General features: G+C 65.4%; 5 protein-coding genes. 2 read left to right on the forward strand and 3 right to left on the reverse strand.

Annotated elements, in window-relative coordinates; all coding sequences use genetic code 11:
• Window positions 1-110: 110 nt before the first annotated feature.
• The 3 genes from ACSQ3L_RS15465 to ACSQ3L_RS15475 form a co-directional block, all read right to left on the reverse strand.
• Window positions 111-827 carry a M15 family metallopeptidase gene (locus ACSQ3L_RS15465; RefSeq protein ID WP_436160737.1) on the reverse strand — a complete coding sequence of 239 codons (717 nt, stop codon included), beginning with the start codon at window positions 825-827 and terminating at the stop codon, window positions 111-113.
• Between the two features lie 247 nt (window positions 828-1,074).
• Entirely contained in the window at window positions 1,075-3,165 is a 2,091-nt protein-coding gene (gene pbpC / locus ACSQ3L_RS15470; protein ID WP_436160738.1) for a penicillin-binding protein 1C, read from the reverse strand.
• A gap of 108 nt (window positions 3,166-3,273) precedes the next feature.
• Window positions 3,274-8,754, reverse strand: a complete 5,481-nt coding sequence (locus tag ACSQ3L_RS15475; protein WP_436160739.1) for an MG2 domain-containing protein — start codon at window positions 8,752-8,754, stop codon at window positions 3,274-3,276.
• A 272-nt stretch (window positions 8,755-9,026) separates the two neighbouring features.
• Between ACSQ3L_RS15475 and ACSQ3L_RS15480 the strand changes: the two genes are divergently transcribed.
• Window positions 9,027-10,955, forward strand: coding sequence for an autotransporter assembly complex protein TamA (locus ACSQ3L_RS15480; RefSeq protein WP_436160740.1), 1,929 nt, complete (start codon window positions 9,027-9,029; stop codon window positions 10,953-10,955).
• Window positions 10,956-10,958: 3 nt separating this feature from the next.
• Complete coding sequence (locus ACSQ3L_RS15485) at window positions 10,959-17,012, forward strand: translocation/assembly module TamB domain-containing protein (protein ID WP_436160741.1); 6,054 nt, start codon at window positions 10,959-10,961, stop codon at window positions 17,010-17,012.
• The last annotated feature ends 70 nt before the right edge of the window (window positions 17,013-17,082 follow it).

Below are 17,082 nucleotides of genomic sequence, written 5' to 3' on the forward strand. Positions count from 1 at the left end.
CGGGGAGAATCCAGGCCTGCCATCCAGCCTATCTAGACCAGACCTGCCATCCAGCCTATCTAGAAATGGGCGGTGCCGAGGCAAGGCCGTGTGGAATTTAGTCCGGCGCCTCAGTCGGCGGTGATGGGAAAGTCGAAACGCTGCTTGGCGAACGGTTCATTTGCCAGCGTGAAGTGCCACCATTCCCCCGCGTAGTTCTTGAAGCCGCCGGCGCGCATGGCGTCGACAAGCATCTTGCGGTTTGCCGTCGCTTCACTGGAAAGGTCCCGGTGGGCGGTTTCGCTCATCGGATCAAAGCAGTCGAAGCCGGTGCCGAAATCAAGCGTGTCGGCATCGACGGCACCGCAGGTTGGGTTCGGACTGGACCAGCGGTCCGTTCGGGCGATGGCGACGTCGACGGTCGAGCCACGTGAATGGGTCGATAGTTCTCCGACATAGCCCTTGGCGATCAGGTCGCCGCGCCTGACCGTCGGATACCATCGCGGATCGGGTGGGCCGTCTTCACGCGTCCATTCGCCCATGTCGGCGACGGCGCGGGCAGGGCGGTAGCAATCGAACACGACCAGCGTCAGGCTTCTGGCGGCGACCGCCCTCTGGACGGCGGAGAGCGCCTTCGCCGCCTGTTCCGTGAGGATGCAGGCCGGCGCGTCATAGCCGTTCACCTTGCGATGCAGGAAATTGTCCGAACCGGCGTAGCGGATGTCCTGACGGATCGAGGAGTCGACATCGGCGAGCTGGACAAAGCCGGCGGGGAGTGGGTCGGCGAAAGCGGGGAGAGGAATTGCCGCGACAAGGATTGTTGCTGCCAGTGCTGAGGCTACTGACAAGTGAGGATTGCGCGAGGCACCCCCCTCTGCCCTGCCGGGCATCTCCCCCTCAAGGGGGGAGATTGGCAGCTTTGCCGTTGCGTCTTGCCTTTGAGAGTTGGCGAAAGCGGAAAGGAAATCCAATCTCCCCCCTTGAGGGGGAGATGCCCGGCAGGGCAAAGGGGGGCGCCTTGGAACAGGCATGGGCGAGTATCCTGCTATCTGCCGAGCTTTCAGAAAACCAATTCCATGAACCGCTTGGCGCGATCTATTCGACGAACACTTTCACGCTGGCAGCACGTCCCGCGGCGTCGATCACCGTCAGCGTCGAATAGCCGGCGCCGTCCGGTTGCCAGGTCGCGGTGCGGCGACGGTCGATGCCAACCAGCGGCTTGCCGTTGGCCAGCCAGCGGAACGGTGCACGGCCGCCCTGCAGCTTCAGCACCAGCGGCGATGCGTCGGCTGAACTGGTGCCGAGATCGACGCGGGCGCCGTCGGGCGGGAAGATGATGATTGGTGCCGGTTCGGTCAGGATCGCCTGCACCAGGCCATCCGACCCGGCGCCGAAGCGGGCGAGCGTCACCGGCAGCTCCTCGCGCCTGGGGCTGAACATGCCGGGCGGCTTGCCTGGCAGCGGCACGGTGGCCAGGCCCGAGCGGACAAAACCCTCGAACAGGATGGGTGCGGCCGAGACATAGCCGGAAAGGCCGGGCACCGCGCCGGCGTCTGGGCGGCCGACCCAGACACCCAGCACATAGCGCCCGTCGAAGCCGACCGACCACGCGTCGCGGTAGCCGTAGGAGGTGCCGGTCTTGTAGGCGATGCCGCGCTGCAAGGCCCCTTCGGGCGGCTTGACGCCCGACAGTATGTCGATGATCTGCCAGTTGGCCTGACCGTCGAGAATGGTGGCGCTGGTGTGCTCGGCGTTGGCGGGCTCGGTGCCGTCATGCAGCGTATGCGTCTTGCCGCCATTGGCGAGCCCCGTGTAGAGCTGGACGAGGTCGCGTAGTGTTATCCCGACGCCACCAAGGCCGATGGCCAGGCCTGGCGCCTCGTTGACGGGCAGCACGGGGCTGACGCCGGCCTGACGGAAGCGTGCCATCAGCCGCGTTGGCCCGACCGCGTCGAGCACGCGGATCGCCGGCACATTGAGCGACAGCTGTAGCGCCTGGCGGATGCTGACGTCGCCCTGGTAGCCCATGTCGAAATTCTTCGGCCGGTAGCCGGAGAAATCGACGGGGCTGTCGTCGATCAGCGTTTCCTGCGCCACCAGTCCCTGTTCGAAGGCCAGGCCGTAGATGAACGGCTTCAACGTCGAGCCGGGCGAGCGGACGATCTTGGTCATGTCGATCCAGCCGGAGCGGCTGGCGTCGAAGAAATTGGCCGAGCCGACCTCGCCGAGGATGTCGCCGGTGCGGGAGTCGGCCAGCACCATGGCAACCGACAGGCGAGGCCCAAGCTTGGTGGCCGCGTCCCTTGCCACCTGTTCCAGCCCTTCCTGGACGCTCTTGCGGATCGTCAGCCGCACGGGCTGGCCGGGAACGGCCTTGGGCAGCATCGCGTAGGCGGCGTGCGCGGCGAGCGCCGGCAGCGTGCGGCGCAGGCCCGAGACATCGTCGAGGGCGGCCCGTGCGGCCTCTCGCTCGCCGAGCAGGCCGGAGGAGACCATGCGGGTCAGCACCCGGTCGCGGGCGGCATGGGCGATCTTCAGGTTACGGTCGGGCCGGCGCTTTTCCGGCAGTTGCGGCAGGGCGACGAGCAGGGCGGCTTCGGAAACGGTGAGCCGCTTCGGCTCCTTGCCGAAATAGGCGAGCGAGGCGGCGCGCACGCCTTCCAGATTGCCGCCATAGGGCGCCAGCGTCAGGTAGCGTTCGAGGATCTCGCGCTTCGACAGCCGCCGCTCGATCTGGATGGCGCGCAGCATCTGCTTGATCTTGGAGCCCAGGCTGCGGCTCTCGCGCGGCTCGATCAGCCGGGCGAGCTGCATCGACAGGGTCGAGCCGCCGGAGACGATGTGGCCGCTGGTGGCGAACTGACCCGCGGCCCGGGCCAGCGCCAGCACGTCGACACCCTCATGGTCCCAGAAACGCTTGTCCTCGTAGGTGACCAGCATGTCGACGAACTGCTTGTCGACCTGATCGAACCGGGTTTCCAGCCGCCAGTAGCCATCCGGCGTGGCGAAGGCCCGCAACAGCTGGCCATCGCGGTCCTGGACTTCGGTGGAGACCGTGAGTTCGGCTGGAAGCGGCGGCGGGAAGGCGCGGTCGAGTTCCCAGAGGGTGGCTGCGGAGAGGGCGAGAAGACCGACGCAGGAAGCTCCCGTGATAGCTGTGCGACGGAGAAATTTTCTGGAGAGCATGGCGCCGCCCCTCATCCGCCTGCCGGCACCTTCTCCCCGTATAGAGACGGGGAGAAAGAGGCTGTCGTAAGCGCCATCGTCCTGATCATGATCGTCACCATCGGCACCTTACGGCGCCTTGATCTCCATCATGCCGGTGGCGGTGCGGGCCGAATATTGTGGTCGGTACATGTCCTCCACCGTTGCTGCCGGGTGGGCGTAGGTGCCCGGCGTTACCGCGCGCACGACATAGGCGAGGGTCAGATTGTGGTCGTGGTCGCCGTCGGCCGGGTTGAACGCCGCGACGAAACGGTCGTCGCGGAATTCGAGATGGGCCGCATCGGTCTGCGCCAGCCACGAGAAGTTCGTCAACTGGGCGCTGGAGACCAGGCCGGGATTGTCGATCTCGAAGCCGGCTGGCAACAGGTCGGTGACCAGCAGGCGCGACGGCCATTTGTTCTGCTCGTTGACCTTGAGCACAACGACATAGCGTTCGTTCTGCGTCGCCTCGGTGACATTGGCCTCGGTGCCATCGAGCTTGTAGTAGGTGCGGCTGATGGTGAAGCCGTCGCCGCCGGCCGGCAGGGGCTGGATCGGCGACGCCACGGTGGTGACGACGGCCTGCAGCGGGGTCTTGCCGGTGTTGGCGATGGTCAGCGGGCTGTCTATCAGGTCGGACCCGCCGACCTGGTTGGAGTAGCCGCCGGCATGCGGCGCGCCATTGACGGTCAGCGTGATCGAATCATTGCCTTCCCTGAGCGCGCGAGCCGCCAGCAGCATCCAGGATTCGTCCTGGGTGCTGGTCCAGCGGGCTTCGGCGCGTTCCCTGGTCACCAGCTTGATCAGTTCCGGCACGATCGTCGGCACCGGCTTGGATTCCGCCGCCAGCGCCAGCATCGCCGCGCCGTCACGCAGCCGCGAACCGTAGTCGGAGCGGTAGTAGTCGTAGTCGGTGGTCGACTTGGCGAGCTGCAGGGCGGTCTTGAAGGTCGATTCCGCACGCGGCGTGTCGCCGTAGAGCGCCAGGCTCGCCGCCAGCTGGGCAACGGCCATCGGGCTCGAGAAAGCTTCGAGCTGGGTGTCCGCATAGTAGCGCAGATCGCCGATCGAGGCCTTCTTGTTGCGGGCCAGCACGTAGAGGGCGTAGGCGATCTCGCTGCCACGGTCCTGTACGCTCTGGTCATAGCCGAGCGAGTTCTGCAGGTTGCTCAGCGCCTGGTTCATGGCCAGGCTCGGCACGTCGTATTTCTGCTCGCGTGCCCTGGTCAGGAAGTCGGTGACATAGGCGTCGAGCCACAGATCGCCGGAGCCCGGACCCCACAGGCCGAAGCTGCCGGCCGATGCCTGGTAGCTCAGAACCTTGTAGATGGCATCCTGGATGCGGCCATGGATGTCGGGGTCGCTGGCCATACCGATGCCTGACGCCAATTCATTGACGTAGAGAAGCGGCATGGCGCGGCTGGTGGTCTGCTCGGCGCACCCATAGGGGTAGCGATCGAGCGTCATCAGCAGCGACGGCACGTCGAAGGCGGCTGCCTGCGAAACGCCGACGCTGACGGAAGCGCCGTCGAGCAGGCTTGCCGCCAGCAGCTCCTTGTCGACGCGCAGCGCGCCGCCATCGCCCTTGAGGTCGACCACCAAGCGGGTGGTGACCGGCAATTGCGCCGGACGCACCGGCACATAGAGCGTCTGCTCGACCTTGGTGCCGTCGGCATGGGCAAGCTTGATGGTGAGCGAGGCATTGCCTGCCGTCTGCGCCATTAGCGGCACGGTCAGCGTCTGCCGCTTGCCCTGAGCGAGCGTCAGCTTCTGGGGCAGGGGCTTGTCGCCAGTCGACAGGTCGCCCGTCGTTTCGATCGAGAACGCATAGTCGCCGGCCGGACCATCGGTGTCGGCGACGTCGAGGCGCATGACGGCGGCGTCGCCGGGCGCCAGGAAGCGCGGCAGGCCGGCGGTGATCACCACGGGATCGCGCACGATGACGTCGGACTGCGCGTGGCCGACCGCGTCCTTGGTCCAGGCGACGGCCATGACGCGCACGGTGCCGTTGAACTGTGGGATGTCGAAGTCGATCCGCGCCTTTCCGTCGGCATCGAGCTCGACGACACCGGAGAAGAAGGCGACCAGCTTTTCGGTCGGCGGGCTGCCTTGTGCTTGCATGTTGGCGCCGTCGCCACCGGTCCTGAGCTTGCCGGTGTTGCCAAGCGAGCCGTCGATCAGGCGGCCGTAGATGTCGCGGATTTCCATGCCCAGCATGCGCTGGCCGAAGAACCAGTTCTCCGGATCCGGCGCCTTGTAGTTGGTCAGGTTGAGGATGCCGACATCGACGGCGGCAACCATGACATAGGCGTTGCTGCCCTGCTGTACGCCGGCGACGGAAACCGGGATCGACAGCTGCTGGCGCGGCATGGTTTTGTCCTGCGGCGTCAAGGTGATGGCGAGCTTCTTCGAGCCCGGATCGACCTTCAGCCATTTCACGCCGATGGCGCGGGCCGGCATGCGCGTTTCCTGCGCATCGCCCGGCCGGAACAGGGTTGCCGTGACATAGGCGCCGGCGCCCCAGTCATCGCCGACCGGAATGTCGACGGTGCTGCCGCCGGCCGGCACGGCTGCGGTGACGGTCTTCAACAACTTGTCGGAGCCGATGTTGATCAAGAGTTCGCCGGCAAAGTGCGGCGAGACTTTCAGCTTGGCCACTTCGCCGGCGGCATAATTGTCCTTGTCGAGGGCGATTTCGAGGCCGTCAGGCGTTTCGGTGGTGGTCGAGGAGACATACCAGCCGGCATCGAATTCGTAGCTGGTCGCCGGTCCTTCGGGATCTGAAGTTTCAACCTCGAGCCGGTACTGGCCCCAGTCGACCGGCACGGAGACGGTTGCGTCGCCGTCGGCGCTGAGGTCGACCTGGCCGTTGGCGATCGATTTGGTGAAGGTGACCGGCTCGTAGTTCCAGGAATTGTTGGAGCGGTACCACTGGTAATTGCGTTCGACCTTGACCAGCGTCCATTGCGCGCCTTTCAGCGCCTCGCGCTTGCCGTCGGGATCGACGGCGATCAGGCTGAACTTTGCGGTGCCGCCCTGCGGCACTTCATTGTCGGCGAAATCCGGACGGATGCCGATCATATGGCCTTGCGGGCGGATGCCGATGTTGAGCGAACGCTCGATGGCGCGGCCACCGGTTTCGCGCATCCTGACCGTCACCTTGGCGTCGACCAGCTTGGTGGTCGAGGGCAGTTGGTCGACGGAGACCGGGAAAGTCACCTTGCCGTCATCGCCCACCACCGGCAGATCGGCGAGGGGGGTGACCGTGGGTTCGGCCGACTGCTCGTCGGCGAGACCGAAGGAAAAGCCCTGGAAGCGGTCCCAGTCGCGCGACGTCGACAGCGTCAACTCGCCCTCCAACGCCAGGCCTGCCGCCGGCGCGCCATAGAGGAAGCGGCCGTCGATATCGATGTTGGCGGTTTCGCCCTGGGCGATCTCCTGCTTGTCGGCCTTCATGTCGAATTCGATGCGATCCGGCACGAAATCCTCGACCAGGAACATCTGGCTGGCCACCGCCGGCTGCTTGGGATCGGTGTAGATCGACACCGACCAAGTGCCGCGCATCGCATTGGATTCTAGCGGCAGGTCGACGGCATGGCCGCCGGCGGAGGCGCCGTCACTGACGATGCGGCGGTCCTCGACGCCGTCGGGGCGCGAGAAGATGAAGGTCAGCGGCAGGTTCTCGACCGCTTTGGCGGCGCCGTCGCGGGCAAGGGCGGCGACATGGACATCCTCGCCGGCGCGGTAGATGCCGCGTTCGGTCCAGGCGTAGACGTCCAGCGCGCCTGGCGCCGCGCGTCCGGTGACGCCGCGGTCGGACAGATCGAAGCCGGCCCGGCCCATGTCGAGGAAGACGAAATCATCGTCGCCCTGCTTGGCCATCAGCACGGCCGGCACCATGCCGCCGTCGCCACGCGTCAGGCCGGGGTTGAAGACGGCATGGCCGTCGGCATCCGATGTGGCTGTGCCGAGAACCTCGTTGTTCCTGGCAACCAGCGTCAGTTCGGCGCCTGCTATCGGCTTGGCGCTGCCCAGCGAACGGGCAAAGACATTGAGCCCGTCCTGGCCGGTATAGGTCGACAGGCCGATGTCGGAGACGACGAACCATTGCGTGGCCAGCGAATTGTAGTCGTCGCTGTTGTCGTTAACGGCCTGGGCGGTCAGCACATAGACGCCTGGCTTGCGCTGCGGCAGCGCTTCGTCGACCGGGAAGGAGGTGGTGACCTCCTTGTTGAGGTCATTGGCGATGTCGAGCTGACCTTGCCAGACCGGCGCACCCATCTGCTCGGAAATGTTGGAGATGTCGTAGCCGTCGAGCTGGTGCAGGAACTGGTAGCCCGACAGAAGCTGGGCGAGCGAACGATCGCCGATGCGATAGAGCTTCATCTCGGCGGCGTTCATATTGACGGTGACGATTGGAATGCCACGGCGCGCGCCGGCCGGCAGCACGAAGCTGTCGCCGGTGAAGCGGGCGGACGGTGCGCGGTCCTGGACGTAGATCGACAGCACCACGGGTGCCGCGGTCACCTCGCCTATGGCCGCCGGCAGGCCGGCGCGGAAGGTGACATCATAATGCTGGCCGTGCTCCAGCCCTTCGACGCAGATCTGCTTGTCCTTGGCCTCGACGCCCTTCGGCGGCGCGTTGTCGACGGTGACGAACTGGGCGTAATCGACGCCGGTCTTGACCAGATCCTCGGAAAATTGCGCGCAGATGCGCGGCGCGCTGGTGTCGGCATCGACGGTATGGTCGATGACGCGGAAACCCTTGCGCGCCTTGAGATCGGCATAGTCGGCCTGGACCGCGGGCGAAGGCTCGAGCGCGAGGCTGGCTTCATAGGCCTGCAGGGACGGACGGTAGAGATCGCGCTTGTCGAGGCCGTTGCCGAGCAGTGCCAGCGCTTCGGCACGGGTCTTGGTGGTGCGCAGCAATTTGTAGGCGTTGAAAGCAGCCGAAGTGCCGTTTGCCGGCAAAGTGGATGCTTCGGAGGTGCTGGCGGCGGGCTGCACGGCCAGTGTTTCACGCGCCAGGTTGAGCCAGAGCTTGCCATCGTCGGGCATGACCGAGACGGCAGCCTCGTATTTCAGCATGGCGGAGCGGTGGTTGCCGGTCAGCACGGCCTGCTCGGCGGCATTCATCAAGGCCGCCATGCCTTCGGTCGGCTTGTCATAGGCCGGGCCGAGCAGCTTGCTGCGGTATTGCTGGGCCTGGTCGGCCATCCAGTTGGGGAAGAAGGCGAGTTCCGGCGGTGCACCGATGTCAGGATCGCCGTCGATGTTGACGACCTTGCCCGCGACCGCGCCGTTGAAGGTTTTCAGCTGGTTGTAGTCGGATTTGAGGAAGCACCATTTGGCTTTTTTATTGTAGGTGAAGGCGCGGCAGGCCGGGTCGCCCAGGCATGTCGTCTTGCATTGGTCGAGCGTGACGTTCTGGTCGGATCTAAGGTCAAAGCCGAAATAATCGGAATTGTCCGTTGTCGCAATTCGCCGGGCTTCAGCCGCTTGCGCGACACCGCTCCAGGCAAAAAACAGAAGAATGAGAATCGACAGACCACGAGCCGCGCGCATTGCCATAACACCCCTCCAGACACAGCTGACGTCCAGGCATGATCAAGCTTCAGTCAGGCTTGTCAACACAAGGACGCGGCAGGGTTCCGCCTGCCAACGGTTTCCTTTCCGGCCGATGGCCGGTAGTACCTCCATAGGACAGGGGATCACGCTTTCTTGCGGCGACGCAAAAGGTGTGAATTCCAAGCCCGTCCTATTTCAGACAATTGGATTGTGGCCCCTTTACGAGCGCTTCAGAACTTCATTCCAATTTTAGTTTTTCAATCTAGGTTGTTTTAATGCCGGCGCATGAAGAGCAGATGTCAGGAGGTCGCGCGTCAGGGCGTGCGCTTCCGCGCGCCCTGCTTCTGGCCATGATGTGCTCGACCGTGCTCATCGCCGAATCAAGGCCGGCGGCCGCTTTCGAGCTTTTCGGCATCAAGCTCTGGGGGTCGTCCAGCGACGAGGACGCCGACATCGTCGATCCCCTGCGTTATGCCGTGACCATCAATGCGCCCGACGCCGACAAGGATCTGGTCAAGAAGCTCGAAAACGCGTCGGCCTTGAAAAGTGACGAAGAGCGTCCGGTTTCCGGCTCGCTCGGGCTGATGGCCAAGGCGCGCAGCGATCGCGAACAACTGGTCGCAGCGCTCTATGCCGATGCCCGCTACGAAGGCGTTGTGACCGTCACCATCGACGGCAAGCCGCTCGACGATTTGCCGCCGGATGCTGAATTCTCAGGGCCGCAGCCGGTTCCGGTGGTGATCGACATCGCCAGCGGGCCGAAATTCACCTTGGGCAATATCCGGCTGGAGGGCGACGCGGCAGGGCTGATGAGCGCCGATTACGGCCTGATATCAGGCGGCGATGCCGGGTCGGGCGCCGTGCTCAAGGCCGAAGCGCTGATCGTGCGGACGCTGAAGGAGCAAGGCAGGCCGCTGGCCAAGGTGACGGACCGGCGGATCGTCGCCGACCACGCCACTTCGACGCTGGACGTGACGCTGACGGTCGCCGCCGGACCGGTCGCCGGCTACGGTCCGACCACGGTGGAAGGCACCGAGAAGGTCGATCGCGACTTCACCGAATACATGACCGGCCTCAAGCGCGGCCGGCAATACTCGCCGCAAGAGATCGACGATGCGCGCGACCGGTTGCTGGCGCTCGAGGTCTTCAACAGCGTGACGTTCAAGGAAGCCGACACGCTCGATGCCGAGGGCAACATTCCGATCGGCGTCCAAGTCAGTGAGCGCAAGCCGCGCTATTTCGGCGTCGGCGGCACCTTCTCCAACACCGAGGGGCTGGGCCTGGAAGGCTATTGGGGCCACCGCAATTTGTTCGGCCGGGCCGAGAAGCTGCGCATCGACGGCGCCATCAGCGGCATCGGCAGCAACGATCTCGGCGAGCTCAACTACAATGCCGGCATCATGTTCGAAAAGCCTGGCGTGATCGGGCCGGCATCGAAGTTCTTCGCCAGCTTCAAGACGGTGCTCGAACATCCTGATGCCTATGACCATTTCTCGGTCAAGGGCAGCACCGGCCTTTCCTACGAACTGACCAAGAAGCAGACGGTTTCGGCCGAGGTGGCGCTCGACTATTCACGCATCCACGACGCCTTCGGCAAGCACAAATACCTGATCGCCAGCATTCCCCTGCAATATGTTTATGACAACAGGGACAACCGGCTGAACCCGACCAGCGGCTTCCGGGTGCTGGCCTATGCCGAGCCGAGCTACGACATTCTGAGCGGTGCGGCCTTCCTCAAGCTGAAGGGCGAGGGGTCGGCCTATCAGTCGCTGGATTCGGCTTCGAAATTCGTGCTGGCCGAACGTGTCGCTGTCGGCTCGATCGTCGGCACCGGGCTTCAGAATGTGCCGGCCGACCGGCGCTTTTATTCCGGCGGCGGCGGTTCGGTGCGCGGCTATGCCTATCAGGGCATCGGCCCCAAGGATTTCACCGGCCAGCCGATCGGCGGCCTGTCCTTCTTCGAAACCTCGGTCGAGATGCGCATCGCCGTCACCGATACGATCGGCATCGTGCCGTTCGTCGATGCCGGCACCGTGTCGACCAAATCGGCCCCCGATTTCTCCGACGTTAAGGTCGGCGCCGGTGTCGGCCTGCGCTATGTCACGCCGTTCGGGCCGCTGCGCATCGACGCCGCGGTGCCGCTCAACCGCGATCCTGACGACCCGCATTTCGGCATCTATGCCGGCATCGGACAGGCGTTCTGAGCGATGAAGATATTCAAGCGCATCCTTCGCATTCTCCTCTATACGCTGCTGATCGTGGTCGCAGGCGCCATCGGCGCGCTGGTGGTGCTGACCAAGACCGAGCGCGGTCGCGAAAATCTCGCCGGCATCATTTCGCGCCTGGCTTCGAGCGACGACCGCAAGGTCACGGTCAGCGGCATAGACGGCATCTGGTCGGGAGCGCTCAGTGTCGATCATGTGGTGCTGGAGGACCGCGAGGGCGCCTGGCTGGTGGCACGCAAGGTGGCCGTCGACTGGTCGCCGCTGGCGCTGCTGTCGAAAAACTTCAGTGCCGACCGTATCGCGGCCGAGCGCATAGAGCTTGCCCGGTTGCCGGTGGCCAGCACGCAGCCAGCGCAGAGCAGCGGCACGACGACGCTGCCGGTTTCGCTTGATATCAAACAGATCGACCTGCCCGAGATCGCACTGGGACAAGACCTTGCCGGCAGCGGCATCGCCGAACTTGCCGCCAAGGGCATGCTCAAGGCCGATGCCGCGCCGCTGGCGGTCGAGACAATGCTCAACGTCACCCGCCATGACGGCAAACAAGGCAATGTCGACGCCAAAATCCACTTTGCGCCGGCAGACAACAGGCTCGACCTCGATCTCAAGGCCTCGGAGCCGGCGGGCGGCATCATCGCCAATTTGCTCAAGCTGCCCGATGCGCCGCCGGTCGATATAATTGTCTCCGGCACGGGGCCGCTCGCCAACTGGAACGGCATCGGCACGTTCTCAGTCGACGGCAAGATCGTCACTCAACTGACGGGCCGCCACCAGTCGACCGACAAGGGCAATTATGTCGAGGCCAAGGGCGACGGCGACTTCGCCCGCTTCCTGCCTGAGAATCTGAAGCCGCTGTTTGCCGGCAAGACCAGTTTCGATGTCGCGGGCACCGCCACATCAGCCGGCGGTGTCAGCGTCGACCGTGCCAATATCGACAGCGATGCGGTGCACGGCACCGCGACCGGCATCGTCGATCCCGCCGGCGCCAGCGATCTCTCGGTCGAACTTGCCGCCAAGGGGCCGCCCGTGGTGATCAGCGTCGGCAGCAAGGCGCAGCCGATCACGCTGGCGATCAGCAACGCCACCGCCCGCGCCTTCGGCGACGGCAAGGCGCCGATCATCGACATCGGCGCCTCCTTCGTTTCGATCGTCGCCGGCGGCACGCGGCTGGACGATCTGGCGGCGCAGATCCATTCCGATGGCTTCGACATCCAGAACCGCGCCGGGCCGGTCACCGTCAAACTGGAGGCGAGCGGCCTCAAGACCGACGTAGCGACGCTGGCGCCCCTGATCACCGGCAAGGTCGCTGTCTATCTGGCCGGATCGGTCAGCAAGGACGCCATTGCCATCGACCAGGGCACGTTGCGCTCCGATGCGCTCAACGCCTCGCTGACTGCCACGGTGGCGCTTGCCGACCTGTCGATGCGGCTGAAGATGAACGCGGATGCCGTGGCGACGGCCTTGCCGCCGCAGATCGCCTCGGTGCTCGGCGCTCGGGTAAAATTCTCGGCCACCGCCACCCGCGATCCGCAGGGATCCTTCGCCGCGAATTCGATCGAATTCACGTCCGGCAAACTCAGTGCCGCCGGCACGGCCAGCCTGCAAGGCACCGACATCCAGGCCGACATCAAGGGCAAATTGGGCGACGTTTCCGTGCTGTCGCCGACGGTTGGCGTGCCGGTTGCCGGCGGCGTCGATTTCGCGCTGTCGGCAAGCGGCGCCATGACGGCGCCGGATTTCACTGTTTCCGCCGACAGCGACAGCCTGACGGCCTCGGGCCGCACGGTGAAGAGCATCAAGCTGACGGCGAGCGGAAAGGCCGATATTGAGAGCCCCGCCGCGAATGTCTCGCTGACCGGCTCCGTCAACGACCAGCCGCTCGACATCAAGGCTGCGCTGGTGACCAGCGAAGGCAAGCGTTCGATCAATGGCTTCCTGGTGTCGCTTGGCGACAACAAGGTTTCGGGCGATCTGGCGCTGGACGACAAGTTCATGCCGCTCGGCACGCTGACGCTCGCGGCACCCGCCATCGACCAATTGGCGGCGCTCGCCGGTCAGGCGGTGACGGGCGACATCGACGGCACCATCCGCTTTGCCAAGGAGGGCGACGCGCCTTCCGTCGCGATCGACGCGAAGAGCACGTCGATCGCGCGCGGCGAGGTAACGGCCAAGGCCATCACTATCAACGCGCTGATCGCCAACTATCTCAAGGCGCCGGCGATATCAGGTTCGATCAAGGCTGACAGCGTCACCTCCGGAACCACGGAGATCAGCGGCATCGGCGTCGACCTGAAGCGCGACGGCGACTGGACCAATTTCACCGGCGGCGCCACCATATCGGGTATTCCGGCGACCGCTGCCGGCCGGGTGAAGATCGCCGACGGCACGACCAGCGTCGAAGTTGCCTCGGGCGAGGCCACGGTTCGCGGCATCAAGACGGCAATCGCCCAGGCGTCGACGCTGAGCATCGCCAACGGCACGGCCAGCATCGAAAGGCTGGCGCTCGATGTCGGTGGCGGTTCGGTGACCCTGTCGGGCACCGCCGGCCAGACGCTCGACCTCGCGGCGCAATTCTCGGCACTGCCGGCAGCGCTCGCCAATCAATTCTCGCCCGGTCTCGATGCCGTGGGCACGCTCGCCGGCACTGCTCAGGTGACCGGGTCGCCGGCCGCTCCCGACGTCCGTTTCAATGCACAACTGGCTGGCGTCGAGACCAGCCAAACCCGCCAGGCCGGGCTCGGGCCGCTCGCTGTCGACGCGGCCGGCGGCTACACCATGGCTGGCGGTGTTGTGCTCGATCATGCGACGCTGACCGGCGACAAGATTTCCGGCAAGGCGGTAGGCACCCTCAACCCGAACGGCGCCAGCGATTTCGCCCTCGACCTTGCATCGTCCGGACCCAGCCTGCCGCTGACGCTGGGCAGCGCTGAAAGCCCGATCAAGCTCGAGCTGCAGGCGCTTTCGGTGAAAGCAGCGGGGCAGGGCACGCAGCCCCAGCTCGACATCTCGGCGACGCTGCCGTCGGTAGCCACAAACCTGGCCAAGGTCGAAGGTGTCGCGATCGCCCTGCATTCCGATGCCTTTGACCTGAAGGCCCGCACAGGGCCGATCTCCGGCACGGTGTCGGCGGAAAAGATCGGCCTCGACAACCCGACCATCGCGCCGCTGATCGCCGGCAAGGTCACGGCTAAGGTGGCCGGCAGCCTCGCCACGGACGCCGTCACCATCGACAGCGGCTCGGTGACGAGCGATGCGCTGAACAGCGGGTTCAACGGCCGGGTATCGCTGGCCGACGGCGCTATCGACCTCAATTTGAAAGCCGATGCCGCCTCGACGGCGCTGCCGGCGGCGGTGCGCGGCGTGCTTGCCGAGCGCGCGGAACTGAGCGCCGCGCTGAAGCGCGATGCGTCGGGCAATGTCAATGTCGATGGATTGAAGCTGGCCTCGGGCGCGCTGACCGCGCAAGGGCAGGCGAGCCTTGCCGACAACAAGGTCGCCGCCGACATCAAGGGCGCGCTCAGCGACACCTCGCTGCTGTCGAAGGACGCAAAGGGCGCCATCGCCTTCGCCCTGAACGCACAGGGGCCGGCCGCGGCGCCCGATCTGTCGCTAACCGTCGACAGCGACCGCCTTCTCGTGGCGGCGCGCGAAATCACCGGGCTGAAGCTGACCGCCACCGGCAAGGCCGATGCCGCCAATCCGGCGGCGAATGTGCAGTTGACCGGCAATGTCGCCGGCCAGGCGCTGCAAGGCAGCGCGGTGCTGGCGACGGCGGACGGCAAGAGCGCCATCAACGGCCTGCTGCTGTCGCTCGGCAAGAACAGGATTTCCGGCGATCTAGCATTGGACGAGAAGTTCGTGCCGGTCGGCACCATCGCGCTCGACCTGCCCGATATCGGCCCGCTCGCGGCACTGGCGCTGGAAAAGGCCGAAGGCGACGTTCGCGGCACCATCGCTTTTTCCAAGAACGGTACCGCGCCGCAGGTCGCGATCAAGGCGGCGACAGCGTCGATTACGCGGGGCGACCTGCAGGCGAAAGCTGTCTCGATCGACGCCCTGATCGCCAACTATCTCGCTGCTCCCGTGATTTCCGGAAAGATCCGCGCCGATACCGTCACGTCAGGCGGCACCGTGATCAGCGGCATCAATGTCGACTTGAAGCGTGACGGCGACTGGACCGGATTCTCCGGCGGCGCAACGGTCAAGGGCATTCCGGCGCAGGCCGCGGGCCGGGTGAAAGTGGCCAACGGCTCGACGATCATCGAACTTGCATCCGGCCAGGCGACCGTTCAGGGCATCAAGGCGGCCATTGCCCAGGCCTCGACCGTCAGCATCGCCAATGGCGCGACGACGCTGGATCGGCTGGTGCTCAACCTTGGCGGCGGCACGGCGACGGTAACTGGCAAGGTCGGCACGGCGCTCGACATCAACGCGACGCTGGCGCGGGTGCCGATGTCGCTCGCCAATAGTTTCTCGCCGGGCCTCGACGCCGCCGGCTCGATTTCGGGCACGGTCAAGGTGACGGGTGCGCCGGCGAACCCAGCCGTCGCCTTCAACATCGATGCGGCAGGGGTGCAGACGTCGCAGACCCGAGGTGCCGGTGTCGGTGCGGTGAGTGTTTCCTCGTCGGGCACCTTCGGCGCCAACAAGCTGAGCTTCAACGCCAATGTCAGCGATGGAGCCGGCCTTGGCCTCAAGGGTGGCGGCACCGTAACGACGGCAGGCACGCCGGCGCTGGTGCTCGACTTCAATGGTGCCGTGCCCTTCGGCCTGCTCAGCCAGAAGCTCGCCGCGCAAGGTCTGTCGCTGTCTGGAACCGCCAACGTCAATTTGCAGGTGCGCGGCCCCGCGACATCGCCTGTCATCGGCGGTAGTGTCAGCACCTCCGGTGCGCGCCTGGTCGATGCGCGCTCGGGCCTCGCCGTCAACGATCTCGCCGCCGATGTCTCCATCGCGGGCGGAGTCGCCAGGATCAATCGGCTGACCGGAACGCTGTCGACGCGCGGCAGCCTGTCGGCCAGCGGCACGGTCGGCATCAACCCGGCGCAAGGGTTCCCGGCCGATTTGTCGATCAAGCTGGTTGACGGCCGCTATACGGATGGACGTGTGGTAACCGCCAATCTCGATGGCGACCTGACGATCAAGGGACCGCTGACGTCAGCTCCGGTCATTGCCGGCACCGTCAATCTCGCCAAGACAGTGATCACCATTCCAGACAAATTGCCCGGCTCGCTGGCGGCGCTCGACGTCAAGCACAAGAATGCGCCAGGTGCGGTCAAGGCGCAGGACAAGGCGCTGCGGCCGCCGACAACCAGCGGCAAGGGCGGCGGCACTGGCCTTGCGCTCGATGTCACGGTCAACGCGCCGAACCAGATCTTCATCCAGGGCAGGGGCGTCGATGCCGAATTCGGCGGCTCGCTCAAGCTGACCGGCCCGGCCTCATCGCCGCAAGCGGTCGGCACCTTCACCTTGCAGCGGGGGCGGCTGTCGATCCTCGGCAAGCGGCTGACCTTCACCGAGGGCACGGTCGGGTTCTCCGGCTCGCTGGTGCCCTATCTCAATCTGACGGCGACCACGACGACGACCAGCGCCACCGTCACCATCGTGGTGTCGGGCGAGGCGACCAATCCGAAATTCACCTTCTCCTCGGTGCCGGCGCTGCCCGAGGACGAGGTGCTGGCGCAACTGATCTTCGGCCGCTCGATGTCGAACCTGTCGCCGCTGCAGATTGCCCAGCTCGCCGAAGCGGCCGGTCAACTGGCCGGCGTCGGCGGCTCGACATCGCTGCTGGAAAACCTGCGCAGCGCCATCGGCGTCGACGATCTCGACGTCACCACGGACGACCAGGGCGGCACGGCGGTTTCGGCCGGCAAATATCTCAACGACCGCACCTATGTGACGATCCAGAAGGGCGACAAGCCAGGTTCGGGCAAGGCGACGATCGACCTCAATGTCGGGCGCGGCGTCAAGCTGCGCTGCGAGGCCAACGATGCCGGCGAAGCCAAGGGCGGCATTTTTTACGAGAAGGAATACTGATACTCCGGCGAGACTTTGGCCTCATGGCGGCTCGATACTGGCGCTGTCCGGCCTGGAGTAAATGTCTCAG

Origin of the sequence: Mesorhizobium sp. LjRoot246, from assembly GCF_964254115.1 — a bacterium.
Lineage (GTDB): Bacteria > Pseudomonadota > Alphaproteobacteria > Rhizobiales > Rhizobiaceae > Mesorhizobium.

Excerpts from the sequence above, each read along its gene's own strand:
- pbpC (WP_436160738.1), bottom strand. The coding sequence starts at position 3,165 with ATGCTCTCCAGAAAATTTCTCCGTCGCACAGCTATCACGGGAGCTTCC.
- ACSQ3L_RS15475 (WP_436160739.1), bottom strand. The coding sequence starts at position 8,754 with ATGGCAATGCGCGCGGCTCGTGGTCTGTCGATTCTCATTCTTCTGTTT.
- ACSQ3L_RS15480 (WP_436160740.1), top strand. The coding sequence starts at position 9,027 with ATGCCGGCGCATGAAGAGCAGATGTCAGGAGGTCGCGCGTCAGGGCGT.
- ACSQ3L_RS15485 (WP_436160741.1), top strand. The coding sequence starts at position 10,959 with ATGAAGATATTCAAGCGCATCCTTCGCATTCTCCTCTATACGCTGCTG.